This window comes from Lactobacillus kefiranofaciens (genome assembly GCF_900103655.1).
GTDB classification, from domain to species: Bacteria; Bacillota; Bacilli; order Lactobacillales; family Lactobacillaceae; genus Lactobacillus; species Lactobacillus kefiranofaciens.
On sequence record NZ_FMXC01000002.1, the window covers coordinates 147,155 to 168,313 of the forward strand.

Consider the following 21,159-nt stretch of genomic DNA (forward strand, 5'->3'; position numbering starts at 1 on the left):
AAATAGAGCCCTCTTCAGGCCCCATTTTTATTAGTTATCCTTATGCTCATCATCTGAAGTAGAATCCGGAGTTGAATTAGGTGTAGTTTTATTCTTCTCAGGATTTTCCACATTATGTTCTTCAACATCATGATTCTTCTCTGATGGAGTTTCTAAGGTATTCTTTTCTTGTTCAGCTAATGCTTGATCTGCATCTTTTTGTTCAGCCTTTTCGACTTCTCGCTTTTCTGCAGCAGCCTTTGCTTCTTCATAAGTTGAAGCCTTAGATTCACTTGGATATTGGTTGGCATCCTTTTCAGGCATCTTGCCAGTCTTGTACAAGGACATAATTTGCTTTTCGTTTAAAGTTTCATACTTAAGCAAAGCTTCAGCGATAATTCTGTGCTTTTCCTTATTTTCTTTGACGATTTCAAGAGCCTTAGCATGACCTTCATCCAAGATCTTCTTAACAGCTTCATCAATCTTAGCAGAAGTTGCCTCACTGTATGGCTTAAAGCCGTATGGATTGGTTTCGCCTTCTTTTTCAAGCTCAACCATTCCTAATGAATCTGTCATACCGTAGTTAACTACCATGCTGTGTGCAATTGCAGTAGCCTGTTCAAAGTCATTAGAAGCACCAGTTGACTTATCGCCAATAGTTGCTTCTTCACCAGCACGACCACCCATCAAACCAACAATTTGTTCAAACAATTGCTTCTTGGTCAAAATGAATTGATCATCCTTTGGCAGCATGATGTTGTAACCGCCGGCACGACCACGGGGCACAATAGTTACCTTACGAACCGTCCGTGAATCACTTAAAACCAAACCACAGATAGAGTGCCCAGCTTCATGGAAAGCAACCCGACGTCTTTCAGGTTCAGCGATCAAGCGATCCTTCTTAGCAGGTCCAGCAATAACTCGATCTTCAGCTTCATCAATGTCTGAAGCAGTAATCTCAGTGCCATTTCGACGAGCGGCAACTAAAGCGGCTTCGTTCAAAACATTAGCCAAATCAGCACCTACAAAGCCAGGTGTCTGTCGAGCGACTTCTTTTAAGTCAACATCAGGAGCAAGTGGCTTATTCTTAGCATGAACCTTCAAGATAGCTTCACGTCCACGAACATCAGGCCGACCCACTAAAACTTTACGGTCAAAACGACCAGGACGAAGCAAGGCTGGGTCCAAGACATCAGAACGGTTAGTTGCGGCGATCACGATTACGCCTTCGTCGCCTTCAAAACCATCCATTTCAACTAATAATTGGTTCAATGTCTGTTCACGTTCATCGTTACCGCCACCGGTACCATTGCCACGACGACGACCGATCGCATCAATTTCATCAATAAAGATAATACTTGGTGCATTCTTCTTAGCGTTGTTAAACAAGTCACGTACACGACTAGCACCAACACCAACAAACATTTCAACAAAGTCTGAACCTGAAATTGAGTAAAACGGTACATTAGCTTCACCAGCTACGGCACGAGCAAGTAACGTCTTACCAGTACCAGGAGGACCCTCAAGTAAAACACCTGATGGAATTCTTGCGCCCAACTTAGTATATTTAGATGGATCTTTTAGGAATTCAACTACTTCAACTAATTCTTGTTTTTCTTCTTCTTCACCGGCTACGTCAGAGAAACGAACCTTGTTCTTAGAAGGATCTTCTGGCTTAACATGTGAGCGGCCAAAATTCATTATTCCGCCGCCACCACCACGTCCAGCACCGCCTTGGTTCATCATCATCCATAACATGACAATGAACAAAACAGTTGGTACAAGCATGACAATGGTTGAGATCCAATTGCCAAATTGTGATTCTCCTTGAGTCGTCATCCGAGCATTACTCTTTTGTGCCAAGTCTTGCACGTTAGAAACGGTAGAATCATTCTGTAACATGGTAGTAGAGAAGCGTGAAACTTTTCTGCTGGAATTATTACTAAAGAAATCAAAATTGCTATTTGATTGATTCTTTGTTGTTTGTACATTCTTGTAACTACCCGAAACAGTGTAAACACCATTAGCGGGCAGAACACTAAAGTTTTTAACTTTGCCTTGACGCAAATCTTTAACAAATTGTGAATAGCTGATATTCTCAGAACTACCACCATTGTTAGAGCCGCCGAGTGCCCAGTTGATTCCCCATAGGAGCAGAAGGAACACAACTATGTAGAACAGGCCGTTCGATAACAGCCGATTCCGGTTATTCTTCATAAAAAACCTCCGCAAAGTCTTTAAGTTATACGTTTAAAATTTTATCACAAAATAGGTTGCTACCACTAATATTTTCAACTAATTTAGTGATTCTTTAAAGTTCATATAGAAAATAATGTTTGGCATTGGAAAGCCAATTTTGATTTTGATAAGTTTTTTCTACCCAAACTGGCTCGTTATCCGTATAAATCGTCAAACATAATGGACGCAAAGCTAGTGGAATCGCGTTTTCCGCAAATTTCTTTTTAGCTTTAGTTAATTGACCGTTTTTAAGCAATAATTTCTTTTCTGGAATTAATGACCCCGCCGCAAAGCACGAGTTCTTCTTAAACCAAAAGTCTCCAATTGATTGCATCTCCGGCTTTTTCGTAGTAGTCAAAATAAACTTTCTATTTTTAAACATAAATGGCTGATCTAGCAAGATCTTTTTAGGCTGAACTACTACCTTTTTTTCTTTTTTCAATAAATAAAAATAACCCTGATATTCAATTACCACAAAATTGCCTAAATTCTGATTAACGCGGCGCTGATATTTTTGCCAAATAATTCTCTGCCAGAAAATTTTTCGTTCTAACTCAGTTAAATTAGCTAACTGTTGGCTCTCAATTCGATAAGCAGTTAAAAACTTAGTCGTTTTGCCTATTTGTACAATTCTTTTATTAGCAAAATCTGTTAATTCATGCATCTGCCGGCTAAAGCGCAAAGCATTCGCAAGCAAAGCAGGATTTTCTTTTTTTAATAAAGGTACCACGTGATGACGCAGCCGATTGCGCATTGTCTCATCCGCTCGATTAGTGGAATCAACAATATAATTAATTCCATATTCCTGATCATATTCTAACAGCTGCTGCTTGCTGTAAGCTAAAAATGGTCTCACCAAAGCCACGCCATTCATTTGGCCCACGGCTTGCAAGCTATTCATTTCTTCTGGATTACCAGAGCGAATAAACTTAAGCAAAATATTTTCCAGCAGATCATCACCATGATGCGCTGTTAACAAATAAGCTGCACCCTCTTTTTTGACAATTCGAGTTAAAAAAGCATACCGTGCATTCCTAGCCGCTGCCTCAACACCGCTTGTAGGATGCTTATCCCACTTAGCCCAAAAGAGCGACACTTTATTTTTTTCACAATAATTTTGCAATACTTCCGTTTCTTGCTGGCTATCATTACGTAATTGATGATCAAAATGCGCTACAAGTACCTTAAAATGCATTTTTTCCTGCATTTTAACCAACATGTCTAACAAGGCCATTGAATCTGGCCCGGCGCTAGCTGCCACCACTATTTTTTTATTAACTAAGTCAATTTTATTCTGTTTAAAAAAATCAATTAATTTCATTTGTCTAGCAAAAAATGACCCATTACAGGTCATTTGATTAATTTTTAGTTAAGACTTGCCTTAATTGGGCAATCTCTTTTTTAGCATTTTCATTTGTCTGGTTTAAAACTCGATTAAAATCAGCTGCTTTAGTAGTCGAAAACTGATTATCGTGATCAATTAGCTTAGGGTCATTCACCCGTGCAACCGATAAGTTAAACTTACCCTTATGAATATGAACCACTACCACACGAATATGATCACCAATTTGATATTGGCGTCGCTGACGAGGCCAATTATTGCCAAAATCACTATGATGCACTAACCCAGAATGTCTATTAGGCAAAGTCACAAAAATACCTAAATCGGTAATATTATTAATTACTCCTGTAACCCGATTACCGGCTTGATATTTCTTCATCAGTTATCATCATTTCCTTCATGCACGTTATAAACTTTTTCTCCTGACTTAGAATAATAAAATTTATAACGAATCAGCTTAGCAACATAATTTGGATCCTTAAGATCTTCTCTCTTAGTAGCCCAATTACGTCTCTTCTCTTTTACTTTAGTTAAAGTCTTCTTTTCAGCTTGAACTTGATTATTAAGACGACCTGTTTGAGAAATCTTAATGGCAATTTGCACACCAAAAGCAACGAAAACAATCGCAAAAATAGCAATTATTCTATTTAGCCGTACACGATGTACTTCCTTGATTCTCTTAGCCTGTCGACGCTGAATACGCGCTCTCTGCTCCTCTGGACTGAGCGAATTATAAATACGTGGACCATGATTCATTTTTTTAATCCTCTGTTACTTAAACAAATACATAAGTTAAGTATAACAACGATTGGGTTAAAAGTCATTAATCAACTAATTCATAAAGTTCGCTTGCTTCGGCCTTTTTAGTAGTTTCGCGAATATTCAACACCTTGGCTTTAATTGTTCTAGCGCCATAGCCAATCTCAATTAAATCATCGATTTTAACATCGTAACTTGACTTAACTACTCTGCCATTTACTTTAATTCGGCCTTGATCTGCCATTTCCTTGGCCACGGTTCTTCTTTTAACTAATCTAGAAACCTTTAAAAATTTATCGATTCTCACTGTCGTCTTCCTTTCACATCATCTTTGAATAATATCACTCGCAGCACCTAAAAAGGTGGCTAATTCATTAAATAAAACTCGATTCTTCATGCCATCTGGCAACAATAACAATACTACCATGCGCTTTTCTGGGCTCATACTGATTCGAGCTTTTAAACTAACATGCTCAAGTGCTCTAAAAATATTCGGGCCTTCTAATTCATGCGAAGCAGCAACGTTAAATTCCACTTTAATCTTATTGCCAGTTTTGATTACATTTAACGCCTGCGCTAAATCAGCGTCAACTTTTAACCCAGCAATAGCTAATAAATTCTCTACAGCTGCTGGATAATCGCCGAAACGATCAATTAATTCATCCTCGATCTTATTTAATTCTTCTTGGCTATTAACAGTCTTGATCTTTTTATAAAATTCGATCTTTTCTTCCTGATCACCAATATAAGTATCAGGAATATAGGCCTCTAATTGTAAATCGATCTCAGCGTTAGACTTTTTGGCCGCCTTTTTGCCTTTACGAACTTTAATCGCATCACTCAGCATTTGTGAATACAAATCGTACCCTACGCTATCAATGAAACCATGCTGCTGTGCACCTAACATATTGCCAGCTCCGCGAATAGATAAATCACGCATCGCAATCTTAAAACCTGACCCTAATTCAGTAAAGTCACGAATTGCATCTAGTCGTTTTTCACCAACTTCAGTTAAAACCTTATTAGGCTGATAAAGAAAATAAGCATAAGCTAAACGTGCACTACGTCCAATGCGGCCCCGCAGCTGATAGAGCTGACTCAACCCATAATGATCCGCATCTTCAATAATCATTGTATTAACATTGGGCATATCAATTCCAGTTTCGATAATCGTAGTAGTTACTAAAATATCAAATTCCCCGTTTAAAAAGCGGTATAAGACATCCTCTAATTGATTCTGACTCATTCGTCCATGGGCACTAGCAATGCGCGCTGTCGGAATAAGCTGCTGCAGTTTTTCTACAGTTTCATCAATATCGCCAATTCGATTATGCAAATAAAAGACTTGACCACCACGCTGCATTTCACGCAAACATGCGTCTTTTACTACGCTCGGAATCTGTTCCATTACATAAGTTTGAATTGGATACCTATTTTGTGGCGGTGTCTCCATGACAGATAAATCACGCACGCCAACCATTGACATGTGTAAAGTCCGCGGAATTGGCGTGGCAGTTAATGTTAAAACATCGATATTTGCCTTCAGCTGTTTAAGCTTTTCTTTATGCTTAACGCCAAAGCGCTGCTCTTCGTCAACAATTAACAGACCTAAATCCTTAAAATGAACGTCTTTTGATAGCAGACGGTGTGTCCCCACCACTAAGTCAATCTTGCCTGCTTCAAGTTGGTCAATAATCTCTTTGGATTCAGCTGGGGTTTGAAAACGGGACAACATTGCTGTATTCACCGGAAAGTCTTTAAAACGATCCTGAATGGTCTCATAATGCTGCTGCGCCAAAATAGTAGTTGGTACTAAAAAGGCTACTTGTTTATTATCTCGAATAGCCTTAAATGCTGCCCGAAGTGCTACTTCAGTTTTGCCAAAACCAACATCCCCAACTAGTAAGCGATCCATTGGCTTCGGTTTTTCCATATCTGCTTTAATTTCTTTAATCGACCGCAATTGGTCTAGTGTTTCTGGATACGGAAAAGCATCGTCAAACTTCTTCTGCAAATCATCATCTGGTGAAAAGGCAAAACCCTTCTCCGATTCACGCTTAGCATAAAGATCGATTAATTCATCGGCGATATCCTCAACCTTAGATTGAACCTTACGCTTAGTCTTAGCCCATTCACTGCCACCTAGTTTGTTGATATGCGGCGTTTTCCCTTCAGAAGCCACATATTTTTGAACTAAACTCAGTTGATCCGCTGGAACAAAAAGCTGATCGCCGTGCTGATAAGTAATGGTGATATAATCACGCTTGACCCCATTGTTTTCTAAAGTTTTAATCCCTTCAAAGCGGCCAATCCCATGATTAACATGGACAACATAATCACCTGGTTTTAACTCAGTATAATTACGTAGTCTTTGGGCATTTTCTAAGGTTTTAATACGCTTTTTACGGTGTGGTCGTTTATTAAATAATTCTCGTTCAGTCAGATAAACTAAATTGACTGATGGCAAAGTAAAACCGCTTGTAAAACCGGTAACCACAATTTGTGCTCGTTTTTCAACGATTTCATTTCGGCTAACAATTGGCAAATTCAGGCCAAAATCAACCATTGTTTGATCAATCTGACGAGCTCTTTTTTCATTATCAGCCTGCAAAATAACCGTTTGACCACTTTTTCGATAAGATTCCAATTCAGTTTTAATCAAAGGCATCTGGCTAAAGAACTGTTCAGGTTCCCGTGTTTGCCAGTTAAGCATCTGCCCTAAACGCAGACGCCCCATGCTTCTTTGAAATAATGAAAAATAGATTCGATGGTGCTTGTCTTTAGATAGAACTTTATCATAGTCAAAACGCAAACTTTGCTTCGGTAGCATCGCACCAGTTTTCAATTCATCATCAATAAAAGCTGCGTTCTGCTGATCAACGGTTTCTACAGCTTGCTTGATTAAAGGCAAATCATCTAATAAAATTTGCCCATTTTTAGCCAAATATTCTACCAAGCTGCTTGGCTTAGCAATTAAATAATCAACCAAAAATGCATAGCTTTTAGGCAGTCCCCCAGCATTCAAATCATCTAAGACTACAGTAAAATGATCTTTCACCGCTTTATCTGGCGCAGGTGCATCTGCCATATCCTTTTTTATCTGTTCAGCAGCTTTTTGAATAGCAGCACTAGAAAAAACTCGATCCTGAGCAGCCGCAATTTCTACCTGATCGATTTCTTTTTGACTGCGCTGGGTGGCTAAATCAAATTCTTTAATTGTATCAATTTCGTCACCAAAAAATTCAATTCTAACCGGATTCTCTTGATCTAACGGATAAATATCTAAAATATCCCCACGAATTGCAAATTCTCCTGGTTTAGCAACTAAAGCTTCTTTATGATAGCCTGATTGCACTAGCCAACTATTCAATTCGGGAAGTTCATATTCCTTTTCTGGCGCAAAAATTCGTCTTGCTTGAGCAAAATCTGCTGGATTTGACAATTTATATTGCAAACCTTGCGGTGTCGTAACTACGATACCTGGTTTTCCACTCAATAAAAAATTAAGCACCTGAATACGGCTACTCAATTCATCAGGAGAACTAACTGCTGTTTGTGTAGCAATAGTTGCATCTACAGGAAAGATTTGCGCAGTTCCTTCTGCTAAGATAGCGCTTAATTCTCCATATAAGTTTTGTGCCTTACTCTCATTTTCTTCAACCAAAATCAGAGGTGCTTTAAGTTCAGATACAATCTGTTTTAAGAGTAGACTAAAAGCACCGGCATTAGCGCCAGTGATTAGTGAATTCTTTACTTGTTTAGTTTTTGCAATAAAATTATTTAAATCTTGATCTTGTTTTAAAATCTCTGTCAAACGCATTTTAGTTATATTTATTCATCAAATATTGACTATCATGACCTGCAATAAAGTCATCAATAATCTTAACACTTGTGTCAAATGCGTCATCCATTAGCTTTTGCTGCTCATCGTTAAATGGAGTTAGTACCCATGAAACTACAGTCGCATTCTTAGGATGACGAATACCAATCTTCAAGCGATTAAACTTCTCAGTCCCTAAATCACGGATAATACTTTTGATACCGTTATGACCGCCACTTTTACCATTAGCTCTGATTCTAATCTTGCCAATTGGCATATCCATATCGTCTTGAATGATCAATAAATCAGCCGGATCAACCTTGAAGAAATTAGCCACCTGACTAATAGAACGACCTGATTCGTTCATAAATGTCTGTGGCTCTAACAAAATAACATCTTCACCATTAATTTTTTGTTTAGTCCAATGACCCTCGAACTTATCTTTATCTAATGACAATCCCTTTTCATTAAGGTAATGGTCCATAGTCATAAATCCGGTATTATGCTTAGTTTTATCGTATTTTGGGCCAGGATTACCTAAACCTGCAATTATCTTCATTTATAATATAACTCCTCATCAATAATACTTAAATATCATAGCACAACTGACAAATAATACTTTTGTTAATGCACCCAGATCATGATATAATTCTTTTTGTTAAAAATATCACTAATCAAAAGGAGATTTATTTGTTATGGCAAGAGATGAAAAACCCCGTAAAGTTATTCTTGTTGGTGATGGTGCTGTAGGTTCAACCTTCGCATTTTCAATGGTTCAACAAGGTATCGCTGAAGAATTAGGTATTATTGATATCGCTAAGGAACACGTTGAAGGTGATGCAATCGATTTAGCTGATGCTACTCCTTGGACTTCACCAAAGAATATCTATGCAGCTGACTACCCAGACTGCAAGGACGCAGATTTAGTTGTTATCACTGCTGGTGCTCCACAAAAGCCAGGTGAAACCCGTCTTGACCTTGTTAACAAAAACTTGAAGATCTTATCTTCAATCGTTGAACCAGTTGTTGAATCAGGCTTCCAAGGTATTTTCTTAGTAGTTGCCAACCCAGTTGACATTTTGACTCACGCAACTTGGAAGATGTCAGGTTTCCCTAAGGATCGTGTTATCGGTTCAGGTACTTCACTTGACACTGGTCGTCTTCAAAAAGTTATCGCCGAAATGGAACATGTTGACCCACGTTCAGTTAATGCTTACATGCTTGGTGAACACGGTGATACTGAATTTCCAGCATGGAGCTACAACAATGTTGGTGGTGTTAAGGTTAGCGATTGGGTTAAGGCTCACGGCATGGATGAATCTAAGCTTGAAGATATCCACAAGGAAGTTGCTAACATGGCTTACGACATCATCAACAAGAAGGGTGCTACTTTCTATGGTATCGGTACTGCTTCTGCAATGATTGCTAAGGCTATCTTAAATGACGAACACCGTGTACTTCCACTCTCAGTACCAATGGATGGTCAATATGGCTTACACGACCTTCACATCGGTACTCCAGCAGTTGTTGGTCGCAAGGGTCTTGAACAAATCATCGAAATGCCATTAACTGACAAAGAACAAGAATTGATGACTGCTTCTGCAGATCAATTAAAGAAAGTTATGGACAAGGCATTTAAGGAAACTGGCGTTAAGGTTCGTCAATAATCACTGCCTTAAACTTTCAAAAAGCATTACTTCTCAGAAAGCAATGCTTTTTTATTTGCCTAACTATTGTTAAAATATATATGATTACTTTAGCAGGTCTTTAATTAATATTTAATTAACTCATCGATTATGCTATAATTATTGGAAACATTTTCACTTTGGAGGCGAACTCATGCTTATTAAATCGTTGGTTATTAAGAAAGATTACTTAACAACAGTTAATGAAAAAGCCACATTAGCAGAAGCTTTGCAAGTTCTAGAAGATTCAGGTTTTAGATGTGTGCCCATCGTAGATGATACTGGCACTATTTTCCGCGGTAACATTTATAAGATGCATATTTATCGTCATAAGTCACAAGACGGCGATATGAACTTACCTGTTACTTACTTGCTTAAAAATGCTACTAAGACGATTAAAGTTAACTCACCATTTTTCAAGGTATTCTTTAATATTAAGGACTTACCTTACATTGCTGTACTTGATGAGGATAGTCATTTTTATGGTATTCTAACTCACTCAAGATTGCTTGATATGTTATCAGATGCCTGGGACATTAAGAATGGTTCTTACGTTTTAACCGTTTTGTCAGATAATGCCCGTGGCAATTTAATTAAGATGTCTAAGATCGTATCTAAGCACACCAATATGTCTAGCGTAATGACGTTAGATGCTGCAGCTGGAGAACTTGAAGGTGACTTCGTTAGAAGAACTTTATTCACATTACCTGCCGGTGTATCTGAGATTACGATGAAGGCGATCGTTGAAAAATTGCAAAAGAAAGGCTTTGTTGTTTCTGAAATTGAAGACTTGCAAGCTGGAATGACCATTATGAGTGATGAAAATCCAGGCGTCTTCATTGAACATCCGAAAAAAGATTAAGCTAAAATAAAAATGCTTCTGGGATCTCCCGGAAGCATTTTTTAATATTTATTTTTCATAATAAACGCGTGGCAAACGATCATTTAATAAGCAAGCTACTTCATAGTGAATCGTGTCAACGTAGTCTGCAGCTGCCTTAATATTATTGGGATCATCAGGATTATTTGAAATAATCACTACCTTGGTGCCTACTGACATCTTCTTTGGCAACTTAACCATAAATTGATCCATGCATATCCGGCCAACAATTGGGCAATAATCATCGCCTACTTTAACTTTGAAGCCTTGGAACTTACGAATAAAGCCATCTGCGTAACCGACAGGCACAGTTCCAATAATAGTATCTTCATCAGCCACAAAGGTTGAACCATAACCCACGCCATCACCTTGATGAATAGTTTTTACATGAGTCAATTCACTCTCAAATGACAAAGCTGGTTCGAGTTTAATTTGCGAATCCAAATCAGGAGAAGCTGGGTTAGATGATGGGTTTAAGCCATAAATACCAATGCCAAAACGTACCAAATCGCTCTTGATGCCTGAGTGGAAAATACTTGCGGCAGTATTATCAACATGAATCCATTTTGGCTTAACGGTTAATAAGCTCTTCATGTGATTAAACTTATCGCGTTGATGCTCGAAATAAGTTTCGTCAGCACTATCAGCAGAAGCAAAGTGAGCAAACATGCCCTCTACGAAGAAATGCTCATTATTTTCCAAAAACTTATTAGCGGCAATAAATTCATCATCTTCGTTAAAACCAATTCGACCCATGCCTGAATCAATTCCTAAATGAATCTTAAGCTGCAGATTTTCTTTAACTAAGTATTTTTCAGCATCCTTCAACCATTCCAGATTAGGTACGGTCAATGAAATATTATTTACAGCAGCTACCGGTGCATATTCTGGAGAAACCACGCCTAAAACCAAAATTGGCTTAACAATATCCGCGCGACGCAATTGTAAAGCTTCATCCAAAATTGCTACACAAAAGCCAGCTGCACCAACTTTTTCGGCTACTTTTGCCACTTCAACTGCACCATGGCCATAAGCATTAGCCTTAACAACTGCAAACATCTTTTGACCCGGGTCAAGATGCTTCATTTCGTTTTCTAGATTTCTTCTAATAGCGCCCAAATTTACCTTGACTACTGCTGGGCGATGATAGCCTGGAACCATTTATTTTCCCTCCAAAACTACAAATGTAATAATTTCATGATTGTCATGTGTGATGCTAGGGAAGATATTGCCGTTAAACTTAGTTGAAGTCATTACAGGATGCCCTAGATCATCCCACAAAGTTTCAATATCTTGAAAGCCAACGTATTTGCCTAAGCCTGTGCCCATTGCTTTAGAAAAAGATTCCTTCAATGAGAACCGACCGCCAAGATATTCAACCTTCCGTTTGCCCTTCATTTCTTGATATTGGACAAATTCATTCGGAGTTAGTACTTTTTTAGCAAAAGCATCCCCCTTAGCAACGATCTTTTTAACTCGCTCTACTTCAATTGAGTCAATTCCTACACCTTTGATCATTGTTTTTCACCTCACATAATGCAATTAATTATAATACAAAAAAGAAGCTGCAATGATTACAACTTCTTTTTTAAGATAAAAATTTAATCTTTTTTATTCTTGATCACAAATTAATGACCGCCGCGGCGTCCTCGTTTACCGCGATTGCCGTTATGCCGATAACTATTATTGTCACGGCGACGGCGATGATTGCCACGTGCATGATTACGACCACGCCCATGACCACCACGATGATGACCATCACCCCTATATGGCAATGGCCTTTCAGGTGTAATCTTCACCTTGACATCGGTTGAATCTTTCGACAGATTCTTTAAAAAGGCAGCTACTAAGTCAAGAGCTGAGTAATTATCTAATAATTCACTAGCATCTTGCGTATACTTGCCTAAGTCACCTTTCATCAAGTCTTCAATCTCTGACTTAGCCTGCTTCAATTGACCACGCAAAGCTTGATCATCTGTTGGCGGACGAAGTGTTGACATCTTCTTCTTAGTCAATTGTTCGATGGTTCTCATATAGCCAATTTCATTTGGCGTTACAAAGGTAACTGAGATTCCTTTTTGACCAGCACGACCAGTTCTACCGATACGGTGTACATAAGAATCTGGATCTTGAGGAATATCGTAGTTATAAACGTGAGTTACGCCAGAAATATCCAAGCCACGAGCAGCTACATCTGTCGCAACTAAGATATCCAACTTACCTTCACGGAACCTCTTCAAGACAGTCATTCTACGGCTTTGAGAAAGGTCACCGTGAATCCCTGCCGCATTGTAGCCACGAGCTTGCAAACCACGTGTTAACTCATCTACGCGGCGCTTAGTTCTACCGAAGACAAGAGCTAAATCTGGTCCTTGAACATCAATCAAACGACACATAATATCGAATTTTTCGGATTCTTTAGCACGAACAAAATATTGATCGATCAAATCAGCAGTTAATTCCTTAGCTTTAATTTGAACGATTTCCGGGTGATCCATAAATTTCTCACCAATGCGCAAAATTGGTTTAGGCATCGTCGCACTGAAAAGCAACACTTGATTACGATTCTTAGCGTACTTTAAAATACTTTCAATATCTTGAATAAAGCCCATATCCAGCATTTCATCAGCTTCATCCAAAACAACAGTATTTACATTATCTAAGCTAACAGTACCGCGCTTTAAGTGATCCAATAAACGACCTGGTGTCCCAACCAAAATTGAAGGTACATGGTGCTTTAATGAGCGAATCTGGCGGCCAATATCGGCCCCGCCATAAACGACTTGCACGTGAGCATGCTCATCACGACCTAAGCGAAAAAGCTCTTCTTGCGTCTGAATAGCTAATTCACGCGTTGGTTCAATAATTACCGCTTGAATTACCTTTTCTTCTTTATTGATAGTTTGTAAAATTGGCAAGCCAAAAGCTGCTGTTTTACCAGTACCAGTCTGAGCTTGGCCAATTACATCTTTGCCTGCTAAAGCAAGCGGAATAGTCTGGGCCTGAATTGGCGTTGCTTCCTCAAAACCTGAGCGCTTGATCGCCTTAAGTAGTGCGTCGTTTAATCCTAATTCTGAAAACTTCAAAAAATTGTTCTCCTATCTGAGTCGGGCTAAGACATTCTCCAGGTGCATCCCATGTGAACCCTTCAATACTACAATGTCGTCCGGCTTAATATCATTCTTTAGATCGTCAATCATGCGATCTGTCTGTTCTTGCGTATAATAATGCAAATGTTCTGGCTTGTACTTATCTTGCAATGCATCGTACAAGTTCTTCATTTCGGAGCCATATAAATATACTTCATTAATAATCTGTGGATCCAAAGTATCGTTCAATCCAGCATGAAGCTCTGGTGAATTCTTGCCTAATTCCAGCATATCGCCTAATACAGCAATTCTGCGACCATCTGGTTTAACCTCAACTTGGCCAAAACTAGTAATTACGGCTCTGACAGCAGTGGGGTTAGAGTTGTAAACGTCACTCATAATTGCTTCGCCAGCGTCGCCTTTTTCCCATTCCATGCGGTTAGCAGTTGGCTTAAAGTTAGACAATGATGTTGCAATTTCTTCATCGCTTTCACCAAAGTGACGTCCAACACTAATAGCAGCCATCGCGTTAGAAACATTATGCTTACCAATCATTGGAATTGAGAACTTCTGCTCAGAGTCATTAATCGTAAAGGTAGCATGGTGCATGTAGCTCTTAAAACCAGTTGCATGCACTGTGTCTTCATCTCTAAAACCAAAGGTAGCCTTAGCTTGATCAAGTTTTTTAGCACGCTCTTGCAATAATGGTTCATCGCCATTATAGATAAATTCACCATCTTCACGTAAAAAGTCCGTGATTTCCATCTTAGCGTCTGCAATCTTGTCACGTGTGCCGAAGAATTCAATATGGGCCTCACCGATCATTGTAATTACAGTTACATCAGGGTGCGTCAATTCACTTAAATGATGCAATTGACCTGGTCTATCCATGCCCATCTCAAGTACCAAAATCTCGGTATTTGGTTTCATCTCAAGAATAGTCATTGGCACACCAATGCCATTATTAAAGTTAGCTTGAGTCTTATGTACATTGAAACGTTTAGATAAAACTGCAGCCACCATGTCCTTAGTAGTGGTCTTACCATTAGAACCGGTGATTCCTACTACTGTTGGATTAACCTTACGCAAATAATAACGTGCTAAATCCTGTATTGCAGCCAGTGGATCATCAACTTCAATTACTGCAATGTCATCTGGCTTATTAGGATGGCCCTTCTTCCATAACGTAGCAGAAGCACCATTACTAATTGCACCTTCTATAAAATCATGTCCATCACGTTCGCCTTCAAGCGGTACAAATAATCCACCATTGGTGATCTTTCTAGAGTCAAAGGCAACAGAAGTAATAACAGTTTTTTCGTCGCCTTCACAAGTAGTATTTAAAGCCTTGGCAATTTCAGCCATTTGCATTTTCATTGAATATTTACTCCCATAAAAACATTTTTATACAGAAAACATTATACTTGCTTTCAAGCATTCTGCCAAATAATCCCTTAATGAAAAAAGCAGCCCCAATGGGACTGCTTCCACCAGATAAAAGTTTACTTCTTCAAGCCGTACTTCTTGTTGAACTTTTCGATTCGACCATCTGCTTGAGCAAACTTTTGCTTGCCAGTGTAGAATGGGTGTGAATCTGATGAAACTTCAACACGTACTAATGGGTAAGTTTCACCTTCGTAGTCAATAGTTTCCTTTGGCTTCAAAGTTGAGCCAGCTAAGAACTTAGCACCAGTTGCTGAGTCCATGAAAACTACTTTTTGAAAATCTGGATGAATACCTTGTTTCATAATTTATTACTCCTTTGCCATGACCGTATTACAGATCATAGATTAATCGATTAACATTAATAAGAATACCATATTCAAGTTAGTAATTCAAGCTCTTTTTTTCTTCATATTAGCAGATATTTTTCCGTAAGCATTTACAAAAAATGCTAAACTAAAAGAAATAATATTAATGAGGTAAAACAATGACAAATCTTCCTTTTAAAGCTGTAGCTGTAGATGTTGACGGTACTTTTGAAAATGACGATAAAGAATACGATCATCAAATGTTTAAACAAATCTTACACCAATTGCATCAGCATGGCGCACATTTTATCATTGCCAGTGGCCGACCAGCGGGACGATTAATCGAAGACTTTAGCGAATTTATCGATTCCGTTGACCTGGTCGCAGACAATGGAGCAGTGCTCGTGCGTGATGGCAAAATTATTCGTACTACGACTTTTTCAAAAAAAGGCATTTTGCAATTCGTTGATTACTTAAGGAGGCGTTATCCCGGCTCAACTAAAACGCTATTAGTCAGTGGCGTTAAGCATTCTTATTTTTTGAAAAGCACTCCGCCTAAGTTTAAGCGCTCCCATCATTATTTTTATCCCAACAGTATCGAAATTGATGACTTTTCTCAAATTCCAGCCGATGACCAATATACCAAACTCACGGTAGATTATCCTAGCAAGGTTCGGCGTGAATTAGAATATGGTTTTAACAGCCGCAGCGTGGAAAAAGTTAATGTCACTACAAGCGGCTGGAACTATATGGATATTATTAGACAAAATGTTAATAAGGCTGCTGGTCTAAAGGAATTTTTAGCTTATCTTGATGTGCCTAGAAATGAATTAATTGCATTCGGCGATGGCGAAAATGATATTGAAATGCTTAAATTGGCTGGCCTTAGCTATGCGATGGCTAATGGGCAAGACAGCGTGAAGAAAATTGCCAAATTTATCGCGCCAAGCAACAACGACAACGGCGTCTTTAAGGTATTGAATAAATACTTAAATAAAGCATAAGAAAAATGGTTGAACTTAAATCGTTCAGCCATTTTATTTTCTCGTTTGACTAATTTTTTCTGCATACGGATCAAGCTCATTCAAGCCAGTCTTTAATCCCCAATAATAAAAGAATAGTGAAACCACAATAATTACTACAAAATCAAATGGATACTCAATCCAATCTTGACCGCCAAAACCGCTACTGCCAATAAACGACATGAGCGACATGAAGATCAGGTAGACCAGCATCCACCAGCAATTGCGCAGCTGTTCTTTCCAATTAGAATGCTGGTAACGAATTTCATAATAAAAATAAATCGGCAAGCCTAACGCAATCACCAAAATAACTTGAATAGTCGTTGGCCACATTGACCGATAAATCGCTAAGCTAGTTAAAACGAATGCTACCGGCGCAAGCCAAGGCATGTAGCGTGGCTTAAATGGCCGTTCTAGATCTGGACGTAATTTTCTCAGCGTCATTACCGTCACTGGCCCAGTTAGATAAGCAATTAGCGTCGAGGCTGTAATTACAGTCGCTAATAAATTCCAATTTCTAAATAGACTTACTAGAATAACCGCCAAAACAAAGTCTGCCATCATTGCATAAAGCGGAATTAAATACTTCTGATTAAGACGCCCTAACCATTTTGGCAAATGGCGCGTATGAGTCATTGCAGCTAGTGCTCTAGAAGCCGTGGCTACAAAAGCTACTCCTGTGCCAAATGGCGAAACGAAAGCATCTAAATAAAGCAAAATTACTAACCAATTAATACCTAAGATAATAGCTAAATCCGCAAACGGCGAGGTAAAGTCAATCCCATGCCAGCCTACTTTAGCTAACATCCCCGGCTCAACGGTACCAATAAAGGTCACTTGCAGCATAATATAGATCGCTACCGTAATTAACATTGAGATCAGCACTCCACGCACAATATTTTTGCGTGGATTCTTTAATTCTCCACCCATATTAATTACCGTTTGAAAGGCATCGTAGGACATGATAATGCCAGAAACAGAGGTTGCTTCAAAAATTGACCGCGTGCCATATGGCATGAACTCATGAATATTAGAACCAAAATTTTGTGGATGAAACCCAGATATAATCAAGGTAACAATGGTTAATGTGGGTAACAAAATTTTAAACACCGAGATTAAATTAGTAAAGTGCGTTATAATTTTAACCGACCAAAAATTAATCATGGTAAAAATCAACATAAAAATGAAAACGACGCCTAAACCAGCAAAAGTTATATTGCCATTTTTAATGAAATTCTTCGTCCAATTAGCCCAACTCCACGGCCAGGAACTCATATATTGAACAGCAGCGACTGCCTCCATAGGTACTAAAGTAATCAATGAAATCCAATTAGCCCACGCCGCAATAAAACCTAATAGTGGTCCGTGGCTATATTGAGCATAGCGACTCATGCCACCGCTTTCAGGAAACATCGCTCCCAGTTCTACATACGTTAAAGCAATTGCAATAATAATTACTGCCCCAATAATCCAAGATAAAATAGCTGCTGGCCCCGCAATCTTAGCAGCAGAACCGGATCCAAACAGCCAACCCGAACCAATTAAAGAATTTAGTGCCAACATAACAGCAGAAAATAATCCTATTTTATGTCGTGTTAGTTTTTCCAAATAATCACTCATCCCCTCATTTTTATCCCATTTTTAGCCTTTAATTATAGCAAAAACAGCCTTAGTAGCAAACTAAGACTGTTAATTTTCCTTTAATCAAGTAATTATTTAATTGGATGCTTTTGTGTTAATTCTTGTACACCCTTTTTCACTGCAGCGATTGTAGCATCATCTTCTGGATTAGATAAAATCTTGATGATCAGCTCAGCTGTCTTCTTAGCATCTTTTTCATTAAAGCCACGACTAGTAATTGCCGGTGTACCAATTCTTAAGCCGCTAGTTACAAATGGACTGCGCTTGTCGCCCGGAATTGATTCCTTATTAGTCGTAATATGCACGCTATCAAGCAGATTCTGAGCATCTTTGCCAGTTAAGCTGGTCTTAGTAATATCAATAATCATTAAATGATTATCTGTACCGCCAGAAACTACCCGAATATTCTCTGACTGAGCAAAAGTCTCAGCCATGGCCTTAGCATTTTTAACTACTTGCTTAATATAATCGGTAAATTGTGGTTGCAAATCTTCATAAAAGGCTTGTGCCTTCCCTGCAATCACGTGCTCAAGCGGACCACCTTGAATACCTGGGAAAAGTGCGGAATTAATCTTCTTACCAATCTCAAGATTATTAGATAAAATCATCCCACCACGTGGTCCACGCAGCGTCTTATGAGTAGTTGTAGTTACCACATCTGCCACTGGAATTGGGCTTGGATGTTGACCTGTAGCGACTAGCCCTGCAATGTGCGCCATATCAACCATCAAGTATGCACCAACTTCATCGGCAATTTCACGGAACTTTTGCCAATCAATAATGCGACTATAAGCAGAAGCACCAGCCACAATCAGCTTAGGTTTTACCTTCAATGCCAATGCGCGAATCTGGTCAAAATCTAACTCTTCCGTTTCAGTATTCAAGCCATAACTATAAGATTGATAATTCTTACCACTGAAGTTAACCTTAGCGCCATGAGTCAAGTGACCGCCGGCGTCCATACCCATTCCTAAAATAGTATCGCCAGGCTTTAATAAAGCTTGATAAACAGCCATATTAGCTTGTGAGCCTGAGTGGGGCTGTACGTTAGCAAACTTAGCATCAAATAACTTTTTAGCATAATCGATCGCTAACTGTTCTACTTGATCGATATATTGACAGCCGCCGTAATAACGTTTGCCAGGATAGCCTTCGGCATATTTATTAGTTAAAACTGAACCTTGAGCTTCACGCACAGCATCAGACACAATGTTCTCTGAAGCGATTAATTCAATTGTCTCTTGCTGGCGCTGCTCTTCATGATGAATGGCATCCCACAATACGGGTGATTTTTCTGAGTATTTCAAGATAAGTCCTCCTTTTTAAACAGATATCTTACCAAAAATTATACCATTCCTAATACTTGTTTACTATGTTTGGCACGGTAACTAAATACGCGCGCTGACTACGTGGAAATTCCTTCTTAAAAGCTGCATTTACATAATGCCGACATTCTGGATCAGTCAAAGGATATTTTTGAGTAAAATGTAAATAGCCATCCTCAATCAAGGTCAATTCGCTACCATCATTTTTGACAGTAATTGCACGATCTTTCTTAGCCGTCAGCAGCTTAATCTCTTGATACTTATTTTTAGTGCTGCACATCTTTTTAAGCAAATTCATTGCCTGTTTAACGGGAACCAAACGCATAATGACTTCCTTTCAAAGTCGTTTCTAATTCTCGACTAAAACTATCTTTTTGCAAATTTGATGTAATCAAAACCACCAAAATCTGTTTATCCTTCACGGCAAAAGCAACTCGCACTGACCCAGCTTGCTTCAAATTTAAGCGAAATTCGTAGATAGACTGGCCCGCAATTCTAACCGGTGAGGCAATTTTCACCTTGCTCATTCCCGTCTCTAATTGAACTTGAATAGCCTGCTGAATCATTTTCTCAATTACCGAATGTAAATTTTTATGTTTTTTGAAAAAAAGATTTACACCCAGTACGATCATAAGTAACTTTCATGAATTTTCTCCTCGTGATTAATTGTAAGGCAAAAATTAACATATTTAGTTGAAATATATTTCAATTTTTTCTAAAATAAAAGCGCTCGCAACCTCTACATTACGAGCGACTTTGCATTATGGGACGCATGCTTAACTTTATCCGTAGTTAAGCATGTTTTCTTATACATGAAATCACTTAAAAGTAATCATCCTATAATATAACGTCCGTGGTTAGCGTAACACGCTTTAACGAATAGTTAAATGCCGTTATTAACACATTTCCCCTTAAACTTGGAGTAAACCGTAAAAAAGCTACTATTTTAATTATCAGCAAAACTTATTTTTACTTTATTTAAGCGCAACTTAATGATTTATCTAAAATTTCATGCTATCCTACTATACATCAAGACAAAATATGTTTATACTTTTAAGATTGAATAGGGGTGAATTTCTGATCATGAAGAGCGTTAATTATAAGAAGAAGCATCACATGTATCTGATGAATCATATTAATGGTGATGTAATTGAAGTAAAAATGGACCACAAGGATAAGTCATTTAAGAAATTAAGACTTTATCGTCAAGATGGTTTAGGCAACTATTATCTTGACCCACATGCACAATTGAATGATCAGAATGGCTTAGCCACTAAAGAAAATATCGTTGAAGCCGGTAAGAAAGTGAGCCGGCACATTGCCGATACTAAGAATTGGCACCATAAAGTTCATCCAGTGTTTAATGCTGATCACAAGATTGTCGATTTTGAACCTAGAATTGCATTAAAACATCATGCACATATCCAGAATGCTAAAAGATATCTGCGCCACCTTAACCATCATCACGCAGATTTCTTGTTCCGGAGAAACAACAAGGGACGCTTAATGGCACCATGGAACTATGTCAAAGACGTTATCTACGAAGATCGCAATAAGGAAATGGTCCTGGCACATAAGGTGCATAAGTTATCTAAGTAAGAAGAAAAGCTCGCAAGTTGATTGCGGGC

20 protein-coding genes are annotated in these 21,159 nt (G+C 38.5%); 4 read left to right on the forward strand and 16 right to left on the reverse strand.

Annotated features, from left to right (window positions below; all coding sequences use genetic code 11):
- Positions 1–30: 30 nt before the first annotated feature.
- The 7 genes from ftsH to pth all read right to left on the reverse strand — a co-directional run bounded on the left by ftsH (position 31) and on the right by pth (position 8,697).
- Positions 31–2,196, reverse strand: coding sequence for an ATP-dependent zinc metalloprotease FtsH (gene ftsH, locus BLP58_RS01985; RefSeq protein ID WP_025084047.1), 2,166 nt, complete (start codon positions 2,194–2,196; stop codon positions 31–33).
- Positions 2,197–2,290: 94 nt separating this feature from the next.
- Positions 2,291–3,538 carry a tRNA lysidine(34) synthetase TilS gene (gene tilS / locus BLP58_RS01990; protein WP_013855324.1) on the reverse strand — a complete coding sequence of 416 codons (1,248 nt, stop codon included), beginning with the start codon at positions 3,536–3,538 and terminating at the stop codon, positions 2,291–2,293.
- A gap of 37 nt (positions 3,539–3,575) precedes the next feature.
- On the reverse strand, positions 3,576–3,938 hold the full coding sequence (locus BLP58_RS01995; RefSeq protein WP_013855323.1) for a S1 RNA-binding domain-containing protein: 363 nt from the start codon (positions 3,936–3,938) through the stop codon (positions 3,576–3,578).
- On the reverse strand, positions 3,938–4,315 hold the full coding sequence (locus BLP58_RS02000) for an FtsB family cell division protein (protein WP_013855322.1): 378 nt from the start codon (positions 4,313–4,315) through the stop codon (positions 3,938–3,940). Before BLP58_RS02000 ends, BLP58_RS01995 begins: the two co-directional genes overlap by 1 nt.
- A gap of 67 nt (positions 4,316–4,382) precedes the next feature.
- Positions 4,383–4,625, reverse strand: a complete 243-nt coding sequence (locus tag BLP58_RS02005) for an RNA-binding S4 domain-containing protein (RefSeq protein WP_013855321.1) — start codon at positions 4,623–4,625, stop codon at positions 4,383–4,385.
- Between the two features lie 18 nt (positions 4,626–4,643).
- Positions 4,644–8,138: a transcription-repair coupling factor gene (gene mfd / locus BLP58_RS02010; protein ID WP_013855320.1), complete on the reverse strand. Its 3,495-nt coding sequence runs from the start codon at positions 8,136–8,138 to the stop codon at positions 4,644–4,646.
- 1 nt (position 8,139) lies between these two features.
- Positions 8,140–8,697 (reverse strand): aminoacyl-tRNA hydrolase, encoded by a 558-nt coding sequence (gene pth, locus BLP58_RS02015; protein WP_013855319.1) that lies wholly within the window; start codon positions 8,695–8,697, stop codon positions 8,140–8,142.
- Positions 8,698–8,833: 136 nt separating this feature from the next.
- Here pth and BLP58_RS02020 point away from each other — a divergent pair, with 136 nt between their 5' ends.
- Together BLP58_RS02020 and cbpA are read left to right on the forward strand one after the other, a co-directional pair.
- Positions 8,834–9,805 (forward strand): L-lactate dehydrogenase, encoded by a 972-nt coding sequence (locus BLP58_RS02020; RefSeq protein ID WP_013855318.1) that lies wholly within the window; start codon positions 8,834–8,836, stop codon positions 9,803–9,805.
- A 172-nt stretch (positions 9,806–9,977) separates the two neighbouring features.
- Positions 9,978–10,685 (forward strand): cyclic di-AMP binding protein CbpA, encoded by a 708-nt coding sequence (cbpA, locus tag BLP58_RS02025; RefSeq protein ID WP_013855317.1) that lies wholly within the window; start codon positions 9,978–9,980, stop codon positions 10,683–10,685.
- 48 nt (positions 10,686–10,733) lie between these two features.
- Here the strand turns inward: cbpA and alr are convergent, their stop codons facing one another.
- From alr to BLP58_RS02050, 5 genes are all read right to left on the reverse strand, one after another.
- Entirely contained in the window at positions 10,734–11,864 is a 1,131-nt protein-coding gene (alr, locus tag BLP58_RS02030; RefSeq protein ID WP_013855316.1) for an alanine racemase, read from the reverse strand.
- Positions 11,865–12,221 (reverse strand): holo-ACP synthase, encoded by a 357-nt coding sequence (acpS, locus tag BLP58_RS02035; protein WP_013855315.1) that lies wholly within the window; start codon positions 12,219–12,221, stop codon positions 11,865–11,867. It abuts the gene before it with no gap.
- Between the two features lie 110 nt (positions 12,222–12,331).
- On the reverse strand, positions 12,332–13,789 hold the full coding sequence (gene cshA / locus BLP58_RS02040) for a degradosome RNA helicase CshA (protein WP_013855314.1): 1,458 nt from the start codon (positions 13,787–13,789) through the stop codon (positions 12,332–12,334).
- Between the two features lie 12 nt (positions 13,790–13,801).
- Positions 13,802–15,169, reverse strand: coding sequence for a UDP-N-acetylmuramoyl-tripeptide--D-alanyl-D-alanine ligase (locus tag BLP58_RS02045; RefSeq protein WP_013855313.1), 1,368 nt, complete (start codon positions 15,167–15,169; stop codon positions 13,802–13,804).
- A gap of 125 nt (positions 15,170–15,294) precedes the next feature.
- Positions 15,295–15,540, reverse strand: a complete 246-nt coding sequence (locus BLP58_RS02050; RefSeq protein WP_013855312.1) for a type B 50S ribosomal protein L31 — start codon at positions 15,538–15,540, stop codon at positions 15,295–15,297.
- A 182-nt stretch (positions 15,541–15,722) separates the two neighbouring features.
- Between BLP58_RS02050 and BLP58_RS02055 the strand changes: the two genes are divergently transcribed.
- The gene (locus BLP58_RS02055; RefSeq protein WP_013855311.1) at positions 15,723–16,547 is read left to right on the forward strand and encodes a Cof-type HAD-IIB family hydrolase; all 825 of its coding nucleotides are present in this window, start codon (positions 15,723–15,725) and stop codon (positions 16,545–16,547) included.
- 33 nt (positions 16,548–16,580) lie between these two features.
- On the opposite strand, the gene BLP58_RS02060 is transcribed toward BLP58_RS02055, so the two are convergent.
- From BLP58_RS02060 to BLP58_RS02075, 4 genes are all read right to left on the reverse strand, one after another.
- Positions 16,581–18,173, reverse strand: coding sequence for an APC family permease (locus tag BLP58_RS02060; protein WP_025084046.1), 1,593 nt, complete (start codon positions 18,171–18,173; stop codon positions 16,581–16,583).
- A 104-nt stretch (positions 18,174–18,277) separates the two neighbouring features.
- On the reverse strand, positions 18,278–19,513 hold the full coding sequence (gene glyA, locus BLP58_RS02065) for a serine hydroxymethyltransferase (protein WP_013855309.1): 1,236 nt from the start codon (positions 19,511–19,513) through the stop codon (positions 18,278–18,280).
- Between the two features lie 49 nt (positions 19,514–19,562).
- Positions 19,563–19,856: a hypothetical protein gene (locus tag BLP58_RS02070; RefSeq protein ID WP_025084045.1), complete on the reverse strand. Its 294-nt coding sequence runs from the start codon at positions 19,854–19,856 to the stop codon at positions 19,563–19,565.
- Entirely contained in the window at positions 19,837–20,097 is a 261-nt protein-coding gene (locus BLP58_RS02075; RefSeq protein ID WP_013855307.1) for a hypothetical protein, read from the reverse strand. Before BLP58_RS02075 ends, BLP58_RS02070 begins: the two co-directional genes overlap by 20 nt.
- A 517-nt stretch (positions 20,098–20,614) precedes the next feature.
- Between BLP58_RS02075 and BLP58_RS02080 the strand changes: the two genes are divergently transcribed.
- Positions 20,615–21,130, forward strand: a complete 516-nt coding sequence (locus BLP58_RS02080; RefSeq protein WP_013855306.1) for a hypothetical protein — start codon at positions 20,615–20,617, stop codon at positions 21,128–21,130.
- The last annotated feature ends 29 nt before the right edge of the window (positions 21,131–21,159 follow it).

What these genes read in the sequence shown, in the direction of transcription:
- ftsH (WP_025084047.1), bottom strand. Translation starts at nt 2,196, where the DNA reads ATGAAGAATAACCGGAATCGGCTGTTATCGAACGGCCTGTTCTACATA.
- cbpA (WP_013855317.1), top strand. Translation starts at nt 9,978, where the DNA reads ATGCTTATTAAATCGTTGGTTATTAAGAAAGATTACTTAACAACAGTT.
- BLP58_RS02075 (WP_013855307.1), bottom strand. Translation starts at nt 20,097, where the DNA reads ATGATTCAGCAGGCTATTCAAGTTCAATTAGAGACGGGAATGAGCAAG.
- BLP58_RS02070 (WP_025084045.1), bottom strand. Translation starts at nt 19,856, where the DNA reads ATGCGTTTGGTTCCCGTTAAACAGGCAATGAATTTGCTTAAAAAGATG.
- alr (WP_013855316.1), bottom strand. Translation starts at nt 11,864, where the DNA reads ATGGTTCCAGGCTATCATCGCCCAGCAGTAGTCAAGGTAAATTTGGGC.
- BLP58_RS02055 (WP_013855311.1), top strand. Translation starts at nt 15,723, where the DNA reads ATGACAAATCTTCCTTTTAAAGCTGTAGCTGTAGATGTTGACGGTACT.
- mfd (WP_013855320.1), bottom strand. Translation starts at nt 8,138, where the DNA reads ATGCGTTTGACAGAGATTTTAAAACAAGATCAAGATTTAAATAATTTT.
- BLP58_RS02045 (WP_013855313.1), bottom strand. Translation starts at nt 15,169, where the DNA reads ATGAAAATGCAAATGGCTGAAATTGCCAAGGCTTTAAATACTACTTGT.
- BLP58_RS02050 (WP_013855312.1), bottom strand. Translation starts at nt 15,540, where the DNA reads ATGAAACAAGGTATTCATCCAGATTTTCAAAAAGTAGTTTTCATGGAC.
- BLP58_RS02020 (WP_013855318.1), top strand. Translation starts at nt 8,834, where the DNA reads ATGGCAAGAGATGAAAAACCCCGTAAAGTTATTCTTGTTGGTGATGGT.
- BLP58_RS02000 (WP_013855322.1), bottom strand. Translation starts at nt 4,315, where the DNA reads ATGAATCATGGTCCACGTATTTATAATTCGCTCAGTCCAGAGGAGCAG.
- BLP58_RS02080 (WP_013855306.1), top strand. Translation starts at nt 20,615, where the DNA reads ATGAAGAGCGTTAATTATAAGAAGAAGCATCACATGTATCTGATGAAT.
- tilS (WP_013855324.1), bottom strand. Translation starts at nt 3,538, where the DNA reads ATGAAATTAATTGATTTTTTTAAACAGAATAAAATTGACTTAGTTAAT.
- pth (WP_013855319.1), bottom strand. Translation starts at nt 8,697, where the DNA reads ATGAAGATAATTGCAGGTTTAGGTAATCCTGGCCCAAAATACGATAAA.
- BLP58_RS01995 (WP_013855323.1), bottom strand. Translation starts at nt 3,938, where the DNA reads ATGAAGAAATATCAAGCCGGTAATCGGGTTACAGGAGTAATTAATAAT.
- acpS (WP_013855315.1), bottom strand. Translation starts at nt 12,221, where the DNA reads ATGATCAAAGGTGTAGGAATTGACTCAATTGAAGTAGAGCGAGTTAAA.